Here is a 21,807-nt window from a genome sequence, read left to right on the forward strand (position 1 = left end):
ATTTTGCTTTGCTCATTGCGGTGTCTAGTATCAGCGTGGTTTGGCGATCTGATCAACGCTAACTGAGAAAGTTCCGCTATTTGTTCAACAAGGCCTCTTTAGTGGCTCGTATCTTACAGTTTTCCTAGGAGCATCGGAAGAAACATAGAGTTCGCTTAATCCAGGGTTATTTTCTTCAGAGTCAGGTTTTTTTGCCTCTAATTCTTTCAAAAGACTGCTTTTATATTTTTCGACCTCTAATAAAGTATCAGATGGTATCGGCGTAATAAGTAAGGGATAGTTCTCTGCCACCTTCTGCAAGGAGTTAGACAAATTAAATCCAGCTATTGGTAGGCCGTCGCTCCCTATAATCAGAATATATCGGTCATGGAGTTTACCATCTTTTAAGCCAATGATTCTGAGGTTTATTTTTGAGAGAGTTCGTTTGTTGTTTTCACAAGCAGTAACTAGATCATCTACTCTGTTACGATTAGTAGGATTTTCTTCGTCGCCTTTTTGCTTTGGTAGTGAAGTAAACACTATGTAATTACATTTAGGCGCAGCATATAAAGAAAGCAACGATAATCCAGCTGAATCAAAATACGGATCGAAGATTATAATTTGACTGTCATTATATTTTGAAAAAAGAGCTTTGAACCATTCGACAAACTGTAAACGGCCTTCACCATCGCTTGGTCCATAACGTTCGAAAAACCTTGCATCGGATTTTTTTGGGTGCAGCTTGTTGAAAATAGGGCTTATTTCGCGGTTTATAGCAATCCAAGGGTCGGCTTCTCGGCCGCCAACTTGGCTAGCAAACCCATGATTTCCTGTGTTTTTAGTTAGTACTGCTTTCACGCGGCTTGATTGCTTTTCTTTTACCGTGTTCTCTAACCAATCAAATTTAACGGAGCTTGAATTACCACCGGCCACATTAGCTTGAAAGTTAATTTCTCGAATATATCCGGTACGCCACCTGCAACATAATATATTTTCTTCGTTAACTTCGGCATTAAAACCATAGATTTCTAGTTCAGTAGAGTCAGCGATGGATCTAATTGTTTTATCAATATCGAATTCGCGCATATACATACGGTTGTCGTACTTTTCCGCATTTGCAATTCTTGAGTATATAATTTGGCCGCTGTTAAAGATCTTAATGTTGAATATAAAGCCAGAGTAATTAGGAAGATTTTTGGAGTCGAATTTAACGCTTAACTTTCGTCTTTTATCGCCCCAAACAACTTCAAGTAAATTTTTCTCTTTTTCATCTAAAGTCGGGAAGACAAGAAATTCGATATCACCAAACCGCACTTTATCGTTCTGTTCAAAGTTCAAGCCAGTGTCAAAGTTTAGATGTTCGACAATAAACTTTATTAGGTCGGATCGATAATTATGATCTGCTTGGAAGATAGATAATTTATCTACTTGAGTGATCGATGCGCTCATGGCACCCGCTGCTCCATGGGGGCTAGTAGTCGAGTGAAGTTCGAACGCATCCTTGTTGATAAGATATGTTACGGGTTTATAAACTAAATTTTTTGGATCTAAAAATATTGTGCCGAATTTCTCATCAAACTTATTGCTTCGCTCAAGACCTAAAGTATCGCTGATCGTGGAAATCTTAACTCCATTACAAAGCATTTCCAGAAAATCACTTAACAAATTGCTATCGATGTACAGATTGAGTCGGGTGATTTTCGCTCTGCAATGTTCAAGAGTCGAAAATTTGTCGTTATTGCTGAAAGACCAAGAGCTATTAGAATGTGAGTATGGTACTACACGACCATAGATAATCCGGTTTTTAGTTGTTTCTGTGGAATGAATTTGAAGAATCCAAAGCTGTACTGCGCATGGTCGAGAGTCATCATGGAATAAACGAGCCAGTCTAGTGTCGCCTATTAGGTCTTTTAATGTTGTGCTGACCTTATTGTCGTTAAATCCTTTGTTCATTATTGCCTCGATTTATGCTCTTGTATCAACTTTGTAAATTGGTACGTCCCTCGCCGTTACCATCTATCATTTTATAGTGTTTTACAACGGCATGAGTTTCAACGTGACGGCAGTGTACCTGCCGATTTATATGTTTGAGCTCAAGGAACTTTGTTCTGTTAGCACAAGCCATTGATTTGAAAAGATTATTTTTATTTTTTCTCTTGCATATTCTCAACCTCATGAGAATATTTAATAAAAGCAGGAGGACATAATGAAAAGATTAGCACCCTTAACTACAGCAATATTGGCCGCTGCCCTGGTTGGCTGCGCGGCCACCCCTCGAGCTTACAATCCGGAAGAGTCTCGGGCTTTAAACCTGGCGAGAGCCGGTGGCATCTACGATATGGACTTGCGGGATTCTGGGGATGGTACTCGCTCCTACAGTAAAGGCATGTTGGTGCCATTACTGGATCTCGCCAGCCTGGCGACTTCATTCGATGCACCGCTTCGACATCTCTCAGGTAGCCAGACGTTTTTGTTCAACGCTACTGACATCATGATGACTCCAGACAATCCGTCGGCGAGACCAAGCCTGATGGGATGGATGCCAGCGTCTATGGCCACTTCGGAGGCTCAGGCCTATGAGCAGTATGTGGATCTGGTGGACCAGGCCATCCGATTAGCTGCCAATGATATGGCGTTGAGCGCCACCAAACTCAGTAACGTGGAGACGCCCGAGATAGACGGCCATCCACTGGTGCTTTGGTCGATTGAAAGCACTGAGTATGGATGTGGTGTGGGTCAATGTGTGGTTGCCTACAACATCAAGACGCCGAATCGTTGGAGGTCTCCCGCCTACGTGGAAGGTACTGAGCCCGAAAGCTACAACATCGCGGCTAATCATCCAGAGAATTATTCTCGCCTCGTTTTCCGGCAATCAGGTGAGCAACTCAGCTTCCCTGTGGACGAGTTCTACCGCACGGTCAGTGGTGCCTTACCATCCTGGATGGTGGTGTATTTTCCTCCCGGCACCGTCATCCAGGATGGCGAACCACTGCCGTACCCTGTGCTTTACGAGCAGGGACAGCGACTGATGTTCAAGGAGCCAGATCATGAGTGACTGGCATGATGAACTTGAGTTCGCGCTGTTGCCGCTTGAAGACGCCAAAATCGATAGCGACTGCATGACCTTTGTGATCAGCAATGCCCTGAGCGAGCAAGGTGTCTTCCATCAATGCCGTATCGGCTACGCAGAGGACCGACTGGGCCAAATGGCCACTGCTCCCCATTGCTGGGTCGAGCTCGAACAGGGCTGGTGTATCGATCTCCGGCTCAGACAATGGCTGGGCGATGAGGACGACCTCCCTCATGGCGTATTCCAGCCATGCAACTTTCCGCGAGTTCGATACCAAGGCACTGCGTTGGTGGTTCCACACCTGGACGCGGAAGTTTTGAGGGTGATGACGGACGATGCCTACAACAAAGTGAAACTGCCATGGCTGGCCGAGCGGGTCAGAGCGGCCTGACGCTGGTCACAACTTGCATTTTCTCAGGTTCTGATAGCTTCGAAGTAAAGAACTATCGGGGACTGAAACCATGGTGAGGGTGACAAAAATAGTAGCAGTGGTGCTCGCCGGGATCGGCGTTGTGGAGCTCGCCTTAAGGGGTACCGATGCAGCGCTTTACGCATGGTATCTATTGTTCCTGCTTTGGGTGGTCGTACTGCTCATTCGCTTCGCAATGGCCGCACTCGATGCTTACAAGACGGTTTTTACCAAGGGACCCGATGGGCAAATGACGTTTCCTGAATTCGAGAAAAAGATGGCGTCGTTTAGTCGAGGCGGTGGTAGGGAAGAAAAGGGTCCAAGCAGCACCACAACCCCCGGCACTGGGAGTCAACAAGACACTAGCGCTCTGTTCGATGACTTCAGAGTCAATCCGATCCTCCGGGAAGATGATCCGTTCGGGGAGTTTTTCGACTCTTGAGGTGGTTCCTTTTGGGTACACATCAGAGGAACCAACTATTCAGGCCGTTCAACATGACAAGGAACCATTTAAAACAGACCAGCCAAGTGGAACCACTTATAACAGACTGAGGAGGCATTAATGTTTATACGCGCCTATTTGAGAGCATCTACTCAGGAACAAAATGCCGAGCGGGCCAAAGCATCGCTAATCCAGTTTGCCGAGCAACACGGCCAGCGCATTGCTGCCTTTTATACCGAGAACGTCTCCGGTGCCACATTGCATCGCCCCGAACTGATGCGACTGATTGCCGAATCTGGTGAAGGTGACATTGTACTGGTGGAGCAGATAGACCGGCTTGCCCGCCTTAAACAGCAGGACTGGGATACGCTCAAACAGAAGCTGGCAGCCAAGCGGTTGGCGATTGTCTCGCCAGAACTGCCCACGAGTTGGCTAGCACTGGATAAGAAGGATAACACCGGCTTTACCGATTCCATATTGCAGGCTGTCAACAGCATGATGCTCGACATGCTGGCAGCGGTAGCCCGCAAAGATTACGAGGACAGACGCCGCCGCCAGAATCAGGGTATCAAAAAGGCCCGCAGCGAGGGTAAGTATCAGGGTCGCCAACCTGATCTGAAGAGGCGACAACACATCGCCAGTTTACTGCGCACCGGTCATAGCTATAGTGAAATCCAGGACATCCTGGGTTGTTCGCGCCATCTGATTGCCTCTGTCGCAAAGGAACAAAAGCAGTCAGATGCAGCATAGGCTGCAATTTGCAATCAAAGAACGAAAACAGGAGAACTCACATGATCGATATGTCCGTCACACTCATTGCTTTCCTCGGCTTTGTCGCCGTTATCCTGGCGATCTGCGGCATCACATACCTGAATGCTGACAAGCTGGAAGCATTTCTCAACCGGAAGTTTAAAACACGCCGCCAGGTCGATAAAAATTCCAGATAATTTGGGGGTAAACGGCTACTTTTGCCCAAATTGGCAAATTACAGACCCGTGGGTTTGTCTCTGCGGCCAGTAGTATTTCTCTTGAACATCAACCAACAGGAGAATGCTAATGAGCAAACCCAAAACCATTCAGGAAATCACCGATAAGTGGCATGAGGTGGCTCGCGCCGGGGAGTTTGACCATCACCAGGGGCGCCGAATGGCGCTTGATCAATGCAGACAGTATCTACAATCGCTATCCAAAAGTCTGGATATGGAGAGAGCACGCCTACGCTATCTCGCTCAGCGACTGTCGGACTATTTTTGGGCACATAATGAGGCTCATCGAACCAAGGAAACGAGAGGCTACCCTGGCCATCACGGCTGCAGGGTGAGAATGCTGCACGGCAGCTTGGAAATGCACTGGTATTACAACACCTTCGTAAGAGTGAAAAACGGTAAAGGGCATGCGGTTTTCAGTGAACACATCCGCCGAGCCCTGAAACACCGGTACTCAAAACCCGCATTTAACCGCGCTCACGACTGGGAAAGGCCCATCATTGAGGAGACCGAAGCCGGGTTTGAGATAGTGCGTATCATGAATGCAAACCTCACTCACATGCGCCGTCTCGTCAGGGCAAACCTGAAGCAGTTGGACAATTTGGAGGCGCACTTCGATGGCCTTCAGGCCCCGGAATCCTAAACTAAAAACCATTCAGGCCCGTCCCCTTCTGGCGGGCTTTGCGGGCTTGTTTTGGGAAGTCTTCAAGCGTCTAATGGCGCTGCGCCATCTGTTGGATGCTAAGGCACATACTCTGGAAAACCAGCGGTTGCGCGATCAACTAACACAGAAAAATATTCACTACCTTTCAACCCTACCCAAAGAGTAATCCTCCATAGCAGCAGGCTCGAACTCACCGAAATTACGTGTAGGGCGTAATTTCGGTAAGTGCCAACCTTATTTATAAATCAAAATGTCATAATTTTATTTTATCTCGCAAAATAATAGCCAAATAACAAATTCGTGATATGATCTCGAGATAAAACCAAACACTAGAGGCATAGCCATGATCCGCTGCCATCTCGCCCGCATGATGGGTGAGCACAAGATGCGTATTGCCGATGTTGCGAGAGAAACGGGGCTCAGCCGCGCGACGGTGACCTTGCTCTACAAAGAGACGGCTCAGAAAGTTGATCTGGTAGCGATTGAAAAGCTGTGCCTGCTCTTTGAATGTCAGGTAGGCGATCTGCTTGAGCGGACAGAGGCTAAACGGAATGGCTGACCTATAAGCCAGCACTAGCCGTAACGACACACATTAACGAAGCAAAATGAGAAAAGACGTATGACAAGTTCACAACAACGCGCCGCACTACACCGCCAGATCTGGGCCATTGCCAACGAAGTACGTGGTGCGGTAGACGGCTGGGACTTCAAACAATACGTACTGGGCACCTTGTTCTACCGTTTTATCAGCGAAAACTTCTGCGCTTATATAGAAGCAGGGGATGAAAGCATAAATTATGCTGACATGCCCAATAGTGTCATTACCCCCGAAATCAAAGATGATGCTATTAAAACCAAGGGCTACTTCATCTATCCCAGTGATCTATTTGAAAATGTTGCTAAAAATGCCAACACTAACGAGAGCCTTAATACAGACCTAGCGGATATTTTTAATTCCATAGAAGCTTCGGCCAGCGGCTACCCTTCTGAGGGGGATATCAAAGGCCTGTTTGCAGACTTCGATACTACCAGTAACCGCTTGGGTAATACGGTAAAAGATAAAAATAGCCGCTTAGCAGCGGTACTCAAGGGCGTAGCTGAACTAAATCTCGGTGACTTTCATGGCAGTGACTTTGATATGTTCGGTGACGCATACGAGTTTCTAATCTCAAGCTATGCTGCCAATGCCGGTAAATCTGGAGGTGAGTTTTTTACTCCGCAGCATGTTTCCAAGCTGATTGCCCAGCTTGCTATGCATAAGCAAACCAGTGTGAATAAAATTTATGACCCGGCATGTGGTTCCGGCTCTCTACTTCTGCAAGCTACTAAACACGTTGATCCGCACGTGATTGAAGAGGGCTTCTTCGGTCAGGAGATCAACCATACTACTTACAACCTTGCCCGAATGAACATGTTTTTGCATAACATTAATTACGACAAATTCAATATTCAGTTGGGCAACACCCTGACAGACCCGCATTTTGATCACGACAAGCCCTTTGATGCAATTGTCTCTAATCCGCCATACTCTGTGAAATGGAAAGGTAGTGACGACCCGACCTTGATTAACGATGAGCGCTTTGCCCCCGCTGGCGTGCTACCACCTAAATCCAAAGCCGACTTTGCCTTTGTACTTCATGCACTTAGTTATCTCTCCAGCAAGGGACGGGCGGCGATAGTATGTTTCCCAGGTATATTTTACCGGGGTGGAGCCGAGCAGAAAATCCGCAAGTACCTAGTGGATAATAACTTTGTAGAAACAGTCATTTCTCTCGCGCCCAATCTATTTTATGGCACGACCATCGCCGTGAACATTTTGGTGCTGTCAAAACACAAAACCGATACCAGTATCCAGTTTATTGATGCCAGCGGTGAGGCATATTTCAAAAAAGAGACCAATACCAACATACTCACCGATAAGCACATTGATGACATCATGCAAGCGTTTGATAGCAAAGAGATTGTAGACCACTTCGCTAATTACGTTCCGCTTGAGAAAGTTGCCGCCAATGACTACAACCTGTCGGTTAGCAGTTATGTGGATGCCAAAGACACTCGCGAAGTGGTAGATATAGATGAGCTTAATACCGAGCTAAAAGCGAGCGCCGAGAAAATTGACCAGCTGCGTAGAGACATTGATGAGATTGTGGCAGTGATTGAAGGCGAGGAGCTGGAAGCATGAGCGTCTTAAGTTTTATAGATAAACTGCTGGATGGGGGCGATGTAAAGTGGCTGCCTTTAGAGCAACTTGCCAAGATTAAGCATGGTAAAGACTGGAAAGGCTTAGGTTCCGGTGATGTTCCTGTGTACGGTTCGGGTGGAGTAATGGGATATGTCGATACATACTCGTATGACAGGCCAACGGTATTAATACCCCGAAAAGGTACTATCACAAATATCTTCTATGTTGAGACACCTTTTTGGAACGTTGACACCATTTACTATACCGAAATTGACACTTCCAAGATCGTACCAAAATATCTTTATCATTTTTTTCAAACGATTGACCTTATGGCACTAGATACTGGCTCAGGAAGACCGAGTCTGACGCAAGCTATTTTGAACAAAATTCTTGTCCCCATACCCTGTCCAGATAACCAAGAAAGATCGCTAGAAATCCAAGCCGAAATCGTGCGTATCCTGGACGCATTTACCGCTATGACCGCCGAGTTGACCACCGAGCTTAACCTAAGAAAAAAACAATACAACTACTACCGCGACAAAGTACTTACCTTTGAGGAAGGAAAAGTAGAATGGAAAGTGCTAGGGGATGTGGCCGTAATCGGTACGGGTAGTCATGATACAAAAGATGCTATATCTGATGGCGATTATATTTTTTACGCCCGCGGTCGCGAACCGTTAAGGCTAAATGTATTCGACTTCGATGAAACTGCAATCATCACAGCTGGTGATGGGGCCGGAGTAGGCAAAGTGTATCACTATGCCCAAGGTAGGTATGCCTTACATCAGCGAGCATATCGTATTGTTCCTAGCGAGTTCATGGAGCCAAGGTTTGTATATCATTATATATCCGCATATTTTTACGCATACGTTCAAAAAGCGTCGGTAAGCTCATCGGTTACATCTCTTCGCAGACCAATGTTTTTAAAATTTCCTATACCCGTACCATCACTTGAAGAGCAAGGTCGAATTGTCGAAATCCTTGACAAATTCGACGTCCTGACCAATTCCGTCACCGAGGGCTTGCCTCGAGAAATCGAGCTTCGTCAAAAGCAATACGAATACTATCGCGATTTACTGCTGAGCTTCTCTAAGCCAGATTCAGAGGTAGCGGCCTGATATGAGTAAGAGCCTAGAACAAGTTGCTGAGCAGTTAAAAAATACCAATAAGAAAGTGCAGTTGATATATGCCTTTAATGGTACAGGGAAGACACGTTTGTCGCGAATCTTTAAAGATTTGATTGTACCCAAAAATGGGGCGCAGAATGGTGGTGAGGACGCTGGGCAGATTGAGCTCTCGCGCAATAAAATTCTTTACTACAATGCATTTACAGAAGACCTATTTTATTGGGATAACGACTTAGAGGGTGATGTTGAGCCAAAGCTGAAGATTCAACCTAATAGTTTTACTGACTGGGTACTACAAGAGCAAGGCCAGGATCAAAATGTTGTTTCATACTTTCAAAGGTTTTCCAGTGGAAAGTTAACTCCTCGCTTTAATCCAGAATATACCTTCAACGACGAGAGTGGACAACATAAGACGATTAAAGCATTTTCGGAAGTGACTTTCTCTTTGGAGCGTGGCGACGATGATAGCTCAGGTGTTTTGAAAATTTCAAAAGGTGAAGAGAGTAACTTTGTTTGGAGTATTTTCTACAACCTTTTGGAACAAGTAATAGATATCTTAAATGTTGCAGACCCTAATGAAAGAGAAACAGAGCAATTCAATCAGCTAAAATATGTGTATATAGATGACCCTGTCAGCTCTCTAGACGAAAACCATCTAATAGAGTTAGCTGTCAATTTGGCAGCGCTAATTAGATCTAGTTATTTTTCTAATGATGGGCGTGATGGACTAAGGTTTATTATATCAACGCACAGTACTATTTTTTATAATGTACTTTACAACGAGTTAAAACTCAAAAATGGTTATATTCTAAGTAAATTTGATGACGAGACCTTTGAACTAGAGGAGAAGAAAGGCGATTCAAATAAAAGCTTCTCTTATCATTTACACATCAAGAAGCTGATAGAACTAGCTATCGAATCAAGTAGTGTTCAGCGCTATCATTTCGCTTTGCTTCGAAACTTATATGAAAAAACGGCTAACTTCCTTGGATATAACCGATGGTCCGACTTATTGCCGGAACCAAAGAAGGCATATGCTAATCGGATCATGAACTTTTATCCTCATAATACTCTTACTAATGAAGAAATAGCAGAACCCACAGCGCCTGAAAAAGAGATGGTTCGCACTCTACTTGAAAACCTTAATACATATGGGTTTTGGAACGAGGATGTATAACATGGCTGACTATAAAACCATCGTAGAGTCCAGCAATTTTATTGTTCTCGATAGTTACACTAAGCAATGGCAAGTGAATGAGAATTATCAGAGCGAAGGCGATCTGGAGCGGGAGCTGATTCAGGACTTAAGCAACCAAGGATACGAGTATTTGCCCAATCTTAATAACCCAGAAGCCATGCTTGCAAATGTGCGAATGCAACTGCAAACACTCAATAATTTAGAGTTTTTAGAGAGTGAGTGGAAACGATTCGTTGAAACCTATTTGGATAAACCAAGTGATACTATCGTCGATAAAACTCGCAAAATCCACGATGATTATATTCACGACTTTGTGTTTGACGACGGCCGTATAAAAAATATTTACCTAGTCGATAAAAAGAAAATTTCCCGCAACAAAGTTCAGGTGATTAAGCAATTTGAGCAAATTGGTAGTCATGCCAACCGTTACGATGTGACCATTCTGGTGAACGGACTACCACTGGTTCAAATCGAGCTAAAAAAACGTGGCATCGCTATTCGCGAGGCGTTTAATCAGGTACATCGTTACAGCAAAGAAAGCTTTAACAGCGAAAATTCGCTGTATAAATACTTACAATTGTTTGTGATCTCAAACGGTACCGACACACGCTATTTCGCCAATACCACCCAGCGCAACAAAAACAGTTTTGATTTCACCATGAACTGGGCGAAGTCCGATAATAGTCTAATCAAAGACTTAAAGGACTTTACCACGACCTTTTTCCAAAAGAACACCCTGCTCAATGTGCTGTTGCACTATTCTGTATTTGACGTCAGTGATACGTTGCTGGTAATGCGGCCGTATCAGATTGCCGCTACAGAACGCATTTTATGGAAAATTAAAAGCTCTTTTGAAGCTAAAAACTGGAGTAGACCGGAAAGCGGTGGGTTTGTCTGGCATACCACAGGTTCCGGTAAAACCTTAACGAGCTTCAAAGCAGCACGATTAGCCACCGAATTGGAGTTTATCGACAAGGTGTTCTTTGTGGTAGACAGGAAAGATCTGGACTACCAGACAATGAAGGAATACCAACGCTTTTCCCCCGATAGCGTAAATGGTTCAGACAGCACCGCAGGCTTAAAACGCAATCTGGATAAAGACGACAACAAGATCGTCGTAACCACAATTCAGAAGCTCAATAACCTGATGAAAAGCGAAGGTGATCTTTCTATTTACAACAAGCAGGTGGTTTTTATCTTCGATGAATGCCACCGAAGTCAGTTCGGTGAAGCGCAAAAAAATCTGAAGAAGAAGTTTAAGCGTTTCTATCAGTTTGGCTTTACCGGTACACCTATCTTCCCGCAAAACGCCTTGGGTGCAGAAACCACCGCCAGCGTGTTTGGACGTGAACTCCACTCTTATGTGATCACCGATGCAATCCGAGACGAAAAGGTGCTCAAGTTCAAGGTGGACTACAACGATGTTCGCCCGAAGTTCAAAGAAATTGAATCCGAGCAAGATGAGAAGAAACTGAGTGCGCTTGAGAATAAACAGGCCTTGCTGCACCCGGAGCGTATTCGTGAAATATCGCTGTACATTCTGAACAACTACCGCCAGAAAACACATCGGCTGCAAGCGAATGCGAAAGGATTCAATGCAATGTTCGCGGTCAGTAGTGTAGATGCCGCTAAGCTTTATTACGAGTCGCTTAACAAGTTGCAAGCAGGTAGCGAAAAGCCGTTGAGAATCGCCACTATCTTTTCCTTTGCTGCCAATGAAGAGCAAGATGCCATCGGTGATATCGTCGACGAAAGTTTTGAAGTGTCAGCTATGAACTCCAGCGCCAAGGAGTTTTTAAACGTCGCGATAGCCGATTATAACACTTTCTTTAAAACTAACTTCAGTGTCGACAGCAACGGATTTCAGAACTATTACCGCGACCTAGCTAAGCGAGTTAAAACCAAGGAAATCGACCTGTTGATCGTCGTGGGCATGTTCCTCACAGGCTTTGACGCGCCCACGCTGAATACCTTGTTTGTAGACAAAAACTTGCGTTATCACGGCCTGATGCAGGCCTACTCACGTACCAACCGTATTTATGACGCCACCAAAACTTTTGGCAATATCGTCACCTTCCGTGACTTGGAAAAAGCTACGGTAGATGCCATCACGCTTTTTGGTGATAAAAACACTAAAAACGTGGTGCTGGAAAAAAGTTACAAGGAATACATGGAAGGCTTCACTGATGTTGTCACTGGTGAAGTGCGGCGTGGATTTATGGAAGTGGTTGGTGAGTTGGAGCAGCATTTTCCTGATCCGACCAACATTGGAAAAGAAGCCGACAAAAAAGCCTTTGCTAAACTCTTCGGCGAGTACCTGCGAGTCGAGAACATACTGCAAAACTACGATGAATTTGCCAGTCTGAAAGCCTTGCAAACATTGGATATGAACAATCCGGAGGCTGTTGAAGCGTTTAAAGTCGAACATTACTTGGATGACGAAAAGTTGGCTGAGCTACAAACCATACGCTTACCAGCCGAACGCAAAGTTCAGGATTACCGATCTACCTATAACGATATCCGAGATTGGCAGCGTCGCCAAAAATCGGCCGATGAGAAGGAACAATCCACTATTGACTGGGACGATGTTGTATTTGAAGTGGACCTGCTGAAGTCGCAAGAGATCAATCTGGATTACATACTTGAGTTGATCTTCGAGCACAACAAAAATAACAAAAGTAAAACAGATTTGGTCGACGAAGTGCGCCGAGTTATTCGTGCCAGCCTGGGGAACCGTGCCAAAGAAAGTCTGATGGTGGACTTTATTAACCAAACCAATCTGGACCTGATTGGTGACAAAGCCAGTGTGATTGAGGCGTTCTTTGCTTTTGCACAGTCGGAACAGCAGCGTGAAGCCGAAGCACTTATTAGTGAGGAAAATCTTGATCCTGATGAAGCTCGGCGTTATATCACTACTTCGCTTAAACGTGAGTATGCCAGCGACGCCGGAACACAGCTCAACAACATTCTTCCGAAGATGAGCCCATTGAACCCGCAATACTTGAGCAAGAAGCAGAGCGTTTTTCAGAAAATCGCTGCATTTGTTGAGAAATTTAAAGGTGTCGGAGGCAAGGTTTGATAAGTAGCCAGGACTCATCAAGCGTTGAATCGCAGTAACAGAACAAAAAAGGGATAACGTCCGCTATGAAAGCTACAGAAGCCAAGCTGCTCGACTTCCTGAAGAAGTCGCCACAATTTGTCATTCCGATCTACCAGAGAACGTACTCCTGGTCTGAACAGCAATGTCGCCAACTGTGGGACGACATTATGCGAGCCGGGACCGACGATGGTATATCAGCACATTTCATTGGCTCGGTGGTCTACATCGAGAAGGGGCTTTATCAGGTGTCCAGTCAATCACCGTTGCTGGTCATTGATGGGCAACAGCGACTGACTACCACCATGCTGATTCTTGAGGCGCTATCTCGACACCTTGGGGAAACAGAACCTCTGGAGGGGTTTTCGGCTAAGAAGCTGCGCAATTACTACCTGCTTAACCCGTTGGAAGACGGTGAGCGAGCGTACAAACTGCTATTGACCCAGACGGACAAAGAGAGCCTTCTGGCGTTGGTCACGCAGAAGCGGTTACCTGATGACGGTTCTCTTCGAATCCAGGAAAACTTCGAGTTCTTCAACAGCCAAATTGAGCGGCTTAACGGGGAACTGGAAACCCTCTGCCGGGGCCTTTCAAAGCTCATCATCGTTGATATTGCGCTGAGCCGAGACCAGGATAACCCTCAACTCATTTTTGAGAGCATGAATTCCACAGGAAAAGCTTTGAGCCAGGCTGACCTGATCCGGAACTATGTGCTGATGGGACTGGAGCCGGAGCATCAAACTCGGCTCTATCGCGATCACTGGCGTCCGATGGAGGTGGAATTCGGGCAAGAAGGCTATGGCGTTTACTTTGACAGCTTCATGCGCCACTACCTCACGGTTAAAACCGGGGAAATTCCACGGTTAGATGAGGTATACGAGGCTTTCAAACAGCATTCACGTCGCGCCGAAGTTGCGAGTGCTGGTGTCGATTCATTGGTTGCTGAAATACATGCTTTCGCTCGGTATTTTTGTGCGATGGCATTGGGGAAAGAAACAGATAAACAGCTAGGAATGGCATTTAAGGACCTGCGGGAGCTAAAAGTCGACGTGGCATATCCGTTTCTGCTGGAACTTTACCATGATTACCAACAGGACAATCTGTCCCGAGATGACTTTCATAGCGCTATTCGGCTGATCGAGGCTTATGTGTTCCGTCGTGCCGTTTGTGCCATCCCCACAAACTCGCTGAACAAGACCTTTGCGACCTTTCACAAATCATTGCAGAAGGACCGTTACCTGGAGAGCATCAAGGCTCACCTGCTAGGTTTGAAGTCATACCGGCGTTTTCCGAATGACGAAGAGTTCAAAAGGGAACTGGCAGTACGCGATCTCTATAATTTCCGCAGTCGGAGTTACTGGTTACGCCGCCTGGAGAATTTCGAGCGCAAGGAACGGGTTCCGGTCGACGAATACACGATTGAACACATCATGCCGCAGAATGAGAATCTGTCTGTTAGATGGAAGGATGAGCTAGGTCCGGAATGGAAGCGTGTGCATGAAACCTGGCTGCATACGCTGGGTAACCTGACTCTTACGGGCTACAACTCAGAGTACAGCGACCGAGCTTTCATCGAGAAGCGCGATATGCAGGGCGGATTCAAACAAAGCCCTCTACGGCTCAACGAGGGCCTGGGAGCTGTAGAAGCATGGAATGAGGACTCAATTAAGAATCGGGCCGCCAAGCTGGCCCAGGAAGCGGTGCGGGTTTGGGCGGCTCCGGTATTGCCGGACGAGATCCTCGATACCTACCGCAACGTGGCCGTCAAACCAGAAGCCTACAACCTTGAGGATCACCCTCAACTAGCAAACGGGACCCCAATGCGCGCTCTATTTGAGCAGCTCCGAAAGGAAGTCCTGGCGCTCGACCCGAGCGTCTCTGAAGAAGTCCTCAAGCTCTATATAGCGTTCAAAGCCGAGACGAACTTTGTCGATGTGGTCCCGCAAAAGACCCGTTTGCGACTGTCTCTGAATATGCCGTTTCACGAGTTGAGCGATCCGAAAGGGATGGCTCGTGACGTGACCAACCTCGGACGTTGGGGAAATGGCGATGTGGAAGTAGGGTTAAGTGAGGAATCTGAGCTGGCCTATGTAATGGGGCTCATTCGACAGGCGTTCGAAAAGCAGATGGGGAACGACGCTGATTGAGCAGTGGGAACAGCGCCCCGGCAACTGGGGCGGAAAGTAGTGGCTGGATGATCACAATGAGCGAGAGTTCTCCAACAGCGGTCGGGGACTCTCCTGGAGGACTTTCCAATCGCTACACATACCTATCTGATTTGGATAACTTTGAGCTCATTCCATGCGCTCTAATAGGTCGCCTCTTGGATATATGAGCAGCACATACGCTATTAATCTGGATAAGTTGTTGTCGGAATCCCAGTGCGTGAGTTTTCCAAATCAGGTGGAAACGACGGGCTCTTAGTCCAATAACCTCCATGCCAGTGTTTCTGAGCCTGACCCATTCCGAAGAGCCTCGAAAAGGACTCGTTGCGCATTTCTTAATGTTTTCCAGAATCGACGTTTACTTATACGACGTGGATGGGGCTCTGAAAGGGCCTTTATAATATTTTATTTCTCTCCCGAAATAATTGCGTGCAACTACTCAATCCTCTGTGCATAAACAACCAATCGGAGATGACGATCAGCATCGACGGTCATTGAAGTGTGTTCAAAAGAGATAGTCTCACTCTCCATTTTCATATCCCTGACACCTTGACACGGGGCGTCAACATCATGGCGATTCCACCATTGCCTGAAGTCAGGAGAAGCCTTCTGTAAATTGGTAACCAGAGCCTGGATATCCGCTTCTTGCGTTGCGTGAGCGTAGTCTCGCCTAAAACTGGATAACATCTGAGCCGCCTGATTGTCCCAGTCAACCAGACGTTCGCGGAGAGCGGGATCTGTGAATAGCATCCAAAGCAGGTTGCGTTGCCCAGGAGGATGGCGATTGAAGCCAAAAAGCCGGTCGGCCTCCTCGTTGAAAGCCAACACATCCCACCGTAGGTTAAGTACATAAGTGCCGTGAGGCGATAAGTCTCTCATCAGCCTCAATATTAAAGGCGGAACTTTACAGTAAGTCTTGCCAGGTTCCGGCGGCAGCCTGTCATGAGCGAGCAAAAACAGATGCCTACGTTCGGCGGCATCCAGTTTCAGCGCTTGGGCCAAGTTATCGAGAAACGAGGAAGACGTACTAATATCTCGCCCCTGTTCGAGCCATGTATACCAAGTGAGTCCCACCCCCGATAGAGCGGCAACTTCTTCACGCCGCAACCCTGGTGTCCGTCTACGCCCCCCACTAGGGAGCCCCACGTCTGTAGGAGCCAGACGTTCTCGCCGTGATTTCAAGAAAGCAGCTAGCTCCTTTCTTGTACGCTCTAACTTACTCATGTGTTTCCTGTTGCTTTTAGTAATAGCATAAATGGTTAAATTGTAACACCTTAATGCTGCTTATAGAATGACGGCTTTTCCACTAGGAGAGTCTATTTATGAGCTCAAATAATGAAATGTGCGTCCCAGAGAGTGCGCCCACGATCACGACAAACTCGAATTCACTCATAGTTTACTTAATTGCTTTAGGCGCTTTTGCGCTGGGTATGGCTTCTTATGTTACCGCTGGGTTAATACCTCTGATTGAACAGTCTTTCGGAGTCTCCGTTGGCGTGGCTGCTCAGCTTGTGACAGCTTTTACTCTCGCCTATGGCATTGGGTCACCGATCGTTGTGGCTTTGTTACCAGGAAACCGGCAACGAAATGGGCTATTAGCTGCGCTTGGGTTATTTGTTCTGTCAAACGCTGCGAGCGCACTATCCACAGACTTTTACTTTCTGCTTGCTTTCCGTGCCTTAGCAGGGGTTGGGTCCGGTGTTTATCTTGCAATGGGGATCGCGATCGCGGCGTCACTGTCATCCTCAGCTCGTGGCAAAGCAATAGCTATTATCATGGGAGGAATGGCGGCAGGTACTGTTTTGGGCGTTCCGGGAGGACTTGTACTGGCGGAAAAACTAGGTTGGGCCTCCGCGCTTTGGCTGGTGACATTACTTGGAATGATAGCGTTTCTCGGGTTGGCTTGGCGACTACCAGAGCTGCCAAGTTCAGATGCCGTACCGTTACGTAAAAAGTTGTCCTTGTTGGTAGATGGTCAGGTAATCGTGGTCCTGTCAGTATCTTTGCTTGCCGCTATCGCCAGTTTAGGGATGTATACCTTTTTGGCTCCTCTTATGTCTTCTTCTGAATACGGGGACGTTGACTCGATCACGCCGTTTCTATGGGTTTGGGGGATTGGAGGTGTGCTTGGCAGCTTCTTAGTAGGACCTCTCGCTGATCGCGTTAAAGGACCCCAGATGACATTGGCTATTATGTTAATTCTGGCAATATCTCTGGCTATTCTACCAGTAGTTGCGTCCTGGAATGCTTGGTTGGCAATGGTGCCAATCATTCTGTGGGGGGCCGTTGGATGGGCACTGCAGGTTCCCCAGAATAATCAGCTGATTCATGTGAGGGAATCTAAGGGTGACGGAAATCTAGCTGTAGCACTTAATGAATCGGCTTTGTATTTAGGAAGCGCTATTGGTGCTGCGGCAGGTGGTATGGCTCTGGCGATGGATTTACCGATCTGGGCATTGCCTGTTGGAGCGGGAGCTGTGGCTGTAATTGGAGCCGTATTGCAGTGTATTAACGTCCGTAGAATTGGTATCTAACTCTGATTTCCTCAAACCTATTCCTATCCTGGCTAGGATAGGAATAGTGGCTGTGAATCAAAATATGATTCTGAGACCGGAGAATGACTTTCACATGTGAAAGCCATGCAGCTAACTTGGTCATTAAATGCACAAAACCCACTCATGTAAGCCCTAATTTTGCGATTATGACGTTCTTTTTCTGGTTTCTTGTGATTTTTATCTATTAATAATCAATGGCTTATTAGCCGACCTCTCCTTTGCGCCCTTTTTGGGCAATTCCGCGGTTCTCCCCTAAGACGAATATTTCCGATGATTGCTCCGAACGATTCACAACCGAACTGGAGTAGTCATGAAGAAACAATCAAATACCTCGACTGAGCGTCTACTGACTTATGAAGAAGTCTGCACCGTCCTGAAAACATCGCAGGCAACGCTGCGCCGCTATGTAAAACAGGGGCGGTTCCCGGCACCTGTGAAGCCGAATCCCCATGGGCGAGCCGTTCGCTTTCGCTACCAGGACGTAAAAGCGTGGCTGGACAAGCTGTGAGAGGAGCTGCGTGATATGCAATACAAACTGCAAGATGACGGGCTCTATGCCTTATCAGGGGACCATTGGCAGCGTGTCGGCGGCTGGATTCAGGTAATGGCTCGCACCAGGTTAACCGACAGGCGGCACGGACACGGAGCGTTGCTGGAATGGCAGAATTTCGATGGTGTGAAGCTACGCGAGGTCGTCTATGCCCGAGATCTCAACAGCGATAATGCCCGACAGGTGCGAGATATGCTGGTTGATACCGGTTATCCACTGACACCCGGGCAGGCAAGTTGGAGCCGGCTTCAGCACTATCTGTTGGAACAGATGGCTCTGGCCGAACCGGCGACGGTGGTTAATCGAACGGGTTGGCACGATGGAGTATTTGCCACCAGTAATTGGACTATCGGCTCCGCTGACGAGCCGCACCATTTCGTAGGCCAATTATCAGGCTCTGCGACGTTAGAGGAGTCTGGAAGTCTCAGCGACTGGCAGACTTATGTCGGTCAGCTATGCCGAGGCAACCCGTTAGCAATATTCAGTATTGGCACGGCGCTGGCTGCGCCATTGATTGCCTCTGCTGGGATGGAAAATGGCGCCATCCACTTGGTTGGAGCATCGTCGACCGGAAAGACCACCTTGTTGCAGTTGGCGGCTAGCGTGTATGGGGGAAACCGCTATGTTCGCAGTTGGATCTCAACCAGTAACGGGTTAGCGGCAGTCTCATCAGAGCACAACGACATGTTGTTGCCGTTAGATGAGATTGGCATGGCTCGCCCAGAAGACATCGATACGGCGATCTATCAGATCATGAACGGATCAGGAAAGTTACGGGCTAACGTCTCCGGCGAGCTGGCCGCGACCTCGCATTGGCGAACGCTGGTGTTGAGCAGCGGTGAAGTCTGGATTGCTGAGCTACTCCAGCAGATCGGTAAGCCGTTACGTGCAGGCCAGCAGATTCGACTGGTGGAGCTCCCAGTGTTTGGAACCTACGGCGCGTTCGATGAACTACACGGTCATAAGCACCCTCAGCAGTTTGTGGACGAGATGAAATCAGCTTGTCAGCGCTACCACGGCACCATAATTCGCGAGTGGATCTCTTTACTGACCGAGCGTCATGACGAGCTGAACAGCTACCTGAGTCACGAAATTGGTCGCCTAAGCGGTATTTGGACACGAGACCAGATGGCATCGCAGGTGCAACGGGTCATCAGGCGGTTTGCGCTCATAGGGGCGGCACTTTGTCTCGGTAGTAGGAATTTCATTCTCCCTTGGAGCGAGGAAGAGTCCTTGGCAGCCGTCCACCGAACCTTGAAGGCTTGGCTGAATAATAGAGGCCACTCCAGAAATTCGGAGGAATTCCGGCTTCTCAAAGCGCTGGAGCGGGCCATGAAAGTCTGGGAGCGCAGTCTCAGTGATATTGAACAAGCGAGTGGCCAGGGGGGAGCTGGTTTTCGACGCTCACACGAGGGACGCGAGTTGTGGTTGATCTATAAATCGCACTTCCTGAAGCGGCTCGGGCTGCCGACCCATTACATGAGGGAAGTGGAGGTGCTGTTACAGCGTGACTGCCTGGTGAGTAATGAGCGCTCCCGTGGGACCTACAAAACCAGAGTCAATGGAGATTTGCAGCGATTTTTCGCGCTCAGGCCTGACCAAGTTAGACGGCAACTTGAAGAACTGGAGAGGATTGAGCATGAGGACTGACACGGTGTTCCCAATTTCCCAGTTTTCCCACTTTGGTTATGGCGGTGTAGAGGTATAGCGATGACAGAAAAAGAAATGTTACAGCGAGTATTGCAGGACATGATGGTCCTCAAAAAAATCATTTTGGACCATATTAATGGTAGCAAGGCCCCGGAGGCCGACAAGGAGATCATGAGCCTTGAGGAGTGTGCGGAATACACTGGGCTGAAGAAAAGCACCCTGTACCAGTTAACCTCCCAAAAGAAGATCCCTCATTTCAAGCCAAATGGTCACCGGATTTTCTTTCGCCGCGCAGACACCTTGAAGTGGCTCCAGTCCAACCGGATCGCGACGGCGGACGAGATCGAGCAGTCGGCTGCTCAGCACCTGGTGAGCCACCGAAGACCAGGACGGCGGAGTGTTTGATGTGGGGCAGGAGGAAAGAGGGGCTGTGAAAGCCCCTCTCGTCACTTAGGCTCTCCGTCCAGTGTCTCCTCAAATATGTCAGGAAAACTCCTCATGGCCTCTGTACGGCGAGTTTCGAGTATGTCCGCGTAGATCTCCGTGGTTCTGAGCTCGCTGTGGCCCAGAAGCCGGGACAACGAGTAGATACCCACACCCCTGGCCAGTTGATTGACCGCAAAGGTGTGCCGTCCGGCATGGAAAGTCACACTCTTGGTGATACCCGCGCGCATGACCCATTGTGCCAACGCAACGTTGGTATAGGAGTCATACTTCAGACCCTTGAATACGCGATCACCTGGCTTTCCGCGATTCTCCAGATTCAACAATCTCACCGCTGAGTCTGGAAGATCCAGGTATTGCAGCGAGTTCCCGGCGTTCACCAGCTTCTTCTGCCGAAAAATGATGCGGTAGTGGCCATCGGCGAATTCCTCTATCTCACCCCAGACCAGCTTGTGGATATCTGACCAGCGAAGGCCTGTAGTGCAGGAGAACAGGAAAGCCCGCCTCAGCACGTCATACCGGCATTCGGCTTTGGTCAGAGCCCGGACCTCTTCCAGGGTCAGGTAAGTCCGTTTCGTGTTTTCCGGCTTGATGGACTTAACCTGTTGAACCGGGTTGTCGCGGACAATGCCGTCCCGATAGGCCTGGTTGAGCGCTGCCCGAACCTTGTTGAAGTAACTGCTGGTCGTGTTCTTGGCCAGTTTGGTACCGGATTTGGTGGTGGCTTCATGCTGAAGGTAGTGCCGAAACCCCTCCAGGAATCGCTTATCGACTTGTTCAAAGGTCAGTTCAGACAAGCCATGGTAGCGGTGCAGGTGATGACGGGTGGAGATCCAGATCGAATGGTTGGATTTGCTTCCGGAAGCTTTCTCGTCGGTCAGCTGGTCGAAGTAATCGAAGAAGCTGGCAGAAAGCTTGGTCCGATCATCCAATCCATGTCGTGACGACTCGCTTTCCAACAGCCGCTTTGCCCTGATGGCCTCAGCCTTCTGATTAACCGTCTTGTTGTGCTCACGCTCCGCCGGAAGGCGGGGTTTGTCGTAGAGGAACAGGTTCAGGGGCTCATACGAGCGCTTCTGCGCCCGAGAACCGTTCTGGCCTGTCTTGGAACCGTGGTAGTAGACCAGTCGCAAGGCACGGTGGCCGTTCTTGTCTGGTTCGCGTTTCTGGATAGTGATTTTCATGTTTGCTCCTTTTGTGCTCCGAGTGCTCCGAAAACTTATACTCGGAGCACACACGGAGCAAGAGGGGGCAAAACGGATCAAATTGCCTGCAAAGAAATAGAATAA

The 21,807-nt window shown here is 47.8% G+C and carries 19 protein-coding genes; 16 read left to right on the top strand and 3 right to left on the bottom strand.

Going from position 1 to position 21,807, the window contains the following annotated elements; all coding sequences use genetic code 11:
- Nucleotides 1-84: 84 nt before the first annotated feature.
- Entirely contained in the window at nt 85-1,932 is a 1,848-nt protein-coding gene (locus tag BLT32_RS09360) for a VPA1262 family protein (protein ID WP_053954080.1), read from the bottom strand.
- Nucleotides 1,933-2,185: 253 nt separating this feature from the next.
- Here BLT32_RS09360 and BLT32_RS09365 point away from each other — a divergent pair, with 253 nt between their 5' ends.
- From BLT32_RS09365 to BLT32_RS09420, 12 genes are all read left to right on the top strand, one after another.
- Nucleotides 2,186-3,034, top strand: a complete 849-nt coding sequence (locus BLT32_RS09365) for a hypothetical protein (RefSeq protein ID WP_053954081.1) — start codon at nt 2,186-2,188, stop codon at nt 3,032-3,034.
- Nucleotides 3,027-3,440: a hypothetical protein gene (locus tag BLT32_RS09370; protein ID WP_053954082.1), complete on the top strand. Its 414-nt coding sequence runs from the start codon at nt 3,027-3,029 to the stop codon at nt 3,438-3,440. Before BLT32_RS09365 ends, BLT32_RS09370 begins: the two co-directional genes overlap by 8 nt.
- 70 nt (nt 3,441-3,510) lie before the next feature.
- Nucleotides 3,511-3,900, top strand: coding sequence for a hypothetical protein (locus BLT32_RS09375; RefSeq protein WP_053954083.1), 390 nt, complete (start codon nt 3,511-3,513; stop codon nt 3,898-3,900).
- Nucleotides 3,901-4,020: 120 nt separating this feature from the next.
- Nucleotides 4,021-4,650, top strand: coding sequence for a recombinase family protein (locus BLT32_RS09380; RefSeq protein WP_053954084.1), 630 nt, complete (start codon nt 4,021-4,023; stop codon nt 4,648-4,650).
- A 41-nt stretch (nt 4,651-4,691) separates the two neighbouring features.
- On the top strand, nt 4,692-4,847 hold the full coding sequence (locus BLT32_RS12920) for a hypothetical protein (protein WP_162838081.1): 156 nt from the start codon (nt 4,692-4,694) through the stop codon (nt 4,845-4,847).
- Nucleotides 4,848-4,956: 109 nt separating this feature from the next.
- Entirely contained in the window at nt 4,957-5,529 is a 573-nt protein-coding gene (mobI, locus tag BLT32_RS09385; RefSeq protein ID WP_053954085.1) for a conjugative transfer protein MobI(A/C), read from the top strand.
- A gap of 388 nt (nt 5,530-5,917) precedes the next feature.
- A complete protein-coding gene (locus BLT32_RS09395) occupies nt 5,918-6,109 on the top strand; it encodes a helix-turn-helix domain-containing protein (protein ID WP_425311132.1) in 192 nt (63 codons plus the stop codon).
- 60 nt (nt 6,110-6,169) lie between these two features.
- Nucleotides 6,170-7,732 carry a type I restriction-modification system subunit M gene (locus BLT32_RS09400; RefSeq protein ID WP_053954088.1) on the top strand — a complete coding sequence of 521 codons (1,563 nt, stop codon included), beginning with the start codon at nt 6,170-6,172 and terminating at the stop codon, nt 7,730-7,732.
- Nucleotides 7,729-8,850, top strand: a complete 1,122-nt coding sequence (locus tag BLT32_RS09405; protein WP_053954089.1) for a restriction endonuclease subunit S — start codon at nt 7,729-7,731, stop codon at nt 8,848-8,850. The genes BLT32_RS09400 and BLT32_RS09405 overlap by 4 nt, the downstream gene beginning before the upstream one ends.
- Before the next feature lies 1 nt (nt 8,851).
- Nucleotides 8,852-10,036, top strand: a complete 1,185-nt coding sequence (locus tag BLT32_RS09410) for an ATP-binding protein (protein ID WP_053954090.1) — start codon at nt 8,852-8,854, stop codon at nt 10,034-10,036.
- A gap of 1 nt (nt 10,037) precedes the next feature.
- Nucleotides 10,038-13,136: an HsdR family type I site-specific deoxyribonuclease gene (locus BLT32_RS09415; RefSeq protein ID WP_053954091.1), complete on the top strand. Its 3,099-nt coding sequence runs from the start codon at nt 10,038-10,040 to the stop codon at nt 13,134-13,136.
- A gap of 65 nt (nt 13,137-13,201) precedes the next feature.
- On the top strand, nt 13,202-15,301 hold the full coding sequence (locus BLT32_RS09420; protein ID WP_053954092.1) for a GmrSD restriction endonuclease domain-containing protein: 2,100 nt from the start codon (nt 13,202-13,204) through the stop codon (nt 15,299-15,301).
- A 453-nt stretch (nt 15,302-15,754) separates the two neighbouring features.
- Here the strand turns inward: BLT32_RS09420 and BLT32_RS09425 are convergent, their stop codons facing one another.
- Nucleotides 15,755-16,543 (bottom strand): helix-turn-helix transcriptional regulator, encoded by a 789-nt coding sequence (locus BLT32_RS09425; protein WP_034819422.1) that lies wholly within the window; start codon nt 16,541-16,543, stop codon nt 15,755-15,757.
- A 116-nt stretch (nt 16,544-16,659) separates the two neighbouring features.
- On the opposite strand from BLT32_RS09425, the gene BLT32_RS09430 reads away from it, so the two are divergent.
- From BLT32_RS09430 to BLT32_RS09445, 4 genes are all read left to right on the top strand, one after another.
- The gene (locus BLT32_RS09430; protein WP_034819532.1) at nt 16,660-17,853 is read left to right on the top strand and encodes an MFS transporter; all 1,194 of its coding nucleotides are present in this window, start codon (nt 16,660-16,662) and stop codon (nt 17,851-17,853) included.
- Nucleotides 17,854-18,184: 331 nt separating this feature from the next.
- Nucleotides 18,185-18,382, top strand: coding sequence for a helix-turn-helix transcriptional regulator (locus tag BLT32_RS09435; RefSeq protein ID WP_034819418.1), 198 nt, complete (start codon nt 18,185-18,187; stop codon nt 18,380-18,382).
- A gap of 15 nt (nt 18,383-18,397) precedes the next feature.
- Entirely contained in the window at nt 18,398-20,074 is a 1,677-nt protein-coding gene (locus BLT32_RS09440) for a DUF927 domain-containing protein (RefSeq protein WP_053954093.1), read from the top strand.
- A gap of 60 nt (nt 20,075-20,134) precedes the next feature.
- Nucleotides 20,135-20,479: a helix-turn-helix transcriptional regulator gene (locus BLT32_RS09445; RefSeq protein WP_034819415.1), complete on the top strand. Its 345-nt coding sequence runs from the start codon at nt 20,135-20,137 to the stop codon at nt 20,477-20,479.
- Nucleotides 20,480-20,520: 41 nt separating this feature from the next.
- On the opposite strand, the gene BLT32_RS09450 is transcribed toward BLT32_RS09445, so the two are convergent.
- Entirely contained in the window at nt 20,521-21,702 is a 1,182-nt protein-coding gene (locus tag BLT32_RS09450; protein WP_053954094.1) for a site-specific integrase, read from the bottom strand.
- Nucleotides 21,703-21,807 lie beyond the last annotated feature (105 nt).

This window comes from Idiomarina zobellii (assembly GCF_900100855.1).
Classification (GTDB): Bacteria; Pseudomonadota; Gammaproteobacteria; order Enterobacterales; family Alteromonadaceae; genus Idiomarina; species Idiomarina zobellii.

What these genes read in the sequence shown, in the direction of transcription:
- BLT32_RS09360 (WP_053954080.1), bottom strand. Translation starts at nt 1,932, where the DNA reads ATGAACAAAGGATTTAACGACAATAAGGTCAGCACAACATTAAAAGAC.
- BLT32_RS09365 (WP_053954081.1), top strand. Translation starts at nt 2,186, where the DNA reads ATGAAAAGATTAGCACCCTTAACTACAGCAATATTGGCCGCTGCCCTG.
- BLT32_RS09370 (WP_053954082.1), top strand. Translation starts at nt 3,027, where the DNA reads ATGAGTGACTGGCATGATGAACTTGAGTTCGCGCTGTTGCCGCTTGAA.
- BLT32_RS09375 (WP_053954083.1), top strand. Translation starts at nt 3,511, where the DNA reads ATGGTGAGGGTGACAAAAATAGTAGCAGTGGTGCTCGCCGGGATCGGC.
- BLT32_RS09380 (WP_053954084.1), top strand. Translation starts at nt 4,021, where the DNA reads ATGTTTATACGCGCCTATTTGAGAGCATCTACTCAGGAACAAAATGCC.
- BLT32_RS12920 (WP_162838081.1), top strand. Translation starts at nt 4,692, where the DNA reads ATGATCGATATGTCCGTCACACTCATTGCTTTCCTCGGCTTTGTCGCC.
- mobI (WP_053954085.1), top strand. Translation starts at nt 4,957, where the DNA reads ATGAGCAAACCCAAAACCATTCAGGAAATCACCGATAAGTGGCATGAG.
- BLT32_RS09395 (WP_425311132.1), top strand. Translation starts at nt 5,918, where the DNA reads ATGATGGGTGAGCACAAGATGCGTATTGCCGATGTTGCGAGAGAAACG.
- BLT32_RS09400 (WP_053954088.1), top strand. Translation starts at nt 6,170, where the DNA reads ATGACAAGTTCACAACAACGCGCCGCACTACACCGCCAGATCTGGGCC.
- BLT32_RS09405 (WP_053954089.1), top strand. Translation starts at nt 7,729, where the DNA reads ATGAGCGTCTTAAGTTTTATAGATAAACTGCTGGATGGGGGCGATGTA.
- BLT32_RS09410 (WP_053954090.1), top strand. Translation starts at nt 8,852, where the DNA reads ATGAGTAAGAGCCTAGAACAAGTTGCTGAGCAGTTAAAAAATACCAAT.
- BLT32_RS09415 (WP_053954091.1), top strand. Translation starts at nt 10,038, where the DNA reads ATGGCTGACTATAAAACCATCGTAGAGTCCAGCAATTTTATTGTTCTC.
- BLT32_RS09420 (WP_053954092.1), top strand. Translation starts at nt 13,202, where the DNA reads ATGAAAGCTACAGAAGCCAAGCTGCTCGACTTCCTGAAGAAGTCGCCA.
- BLT32_RS09425 (WP_034819422.1), bottom strand. Translation starts at nt 16,543, where the DNA reads ATGAGTAAGTTAGAGCGTACAAGAAAGGAGCTAGCTGCTTTCTTGAAA.
- BLT32_RS09430 (WP_034819532.1), top strand. Translation starts at nt 16,660, where the DNA reads ATGTGCGTCCCAGAGAGTGCGCCCACGATCACGACAAACTCGAATTCA.
- BLT32_RS09435 (WP_034819418.1), top strand. Translation starts at nt 18,185, where the DNA reads ATGAAGAAACAATCAAATACCTCGACTGAGCGTCTACTGACTTATGAA.
- BLT32_RS09440 (WP_053954093.1), top strand. Translation starts at nt 18,398, where the DNA reads ATGCAATACAAACTGCAAGATGACGGGCTCTATGCCTTATCAGGGGAC.
- BLT32_RS09445 (WP_034819415.1), top strand. Translation starts at nt 20,135, where the DNA reads ATGACAGAAAAAGAAATGTTACAGCGAGTATTGCAGGACATGATGGTC.
- BLT32_RS09450 (WP_053954094.1), bottom strand. Translation starts at nt 21,702, where the DNA reads ATGAAAATCACTATCCAGAAACGCGAACCAGACAAGAACGGCCACCGT.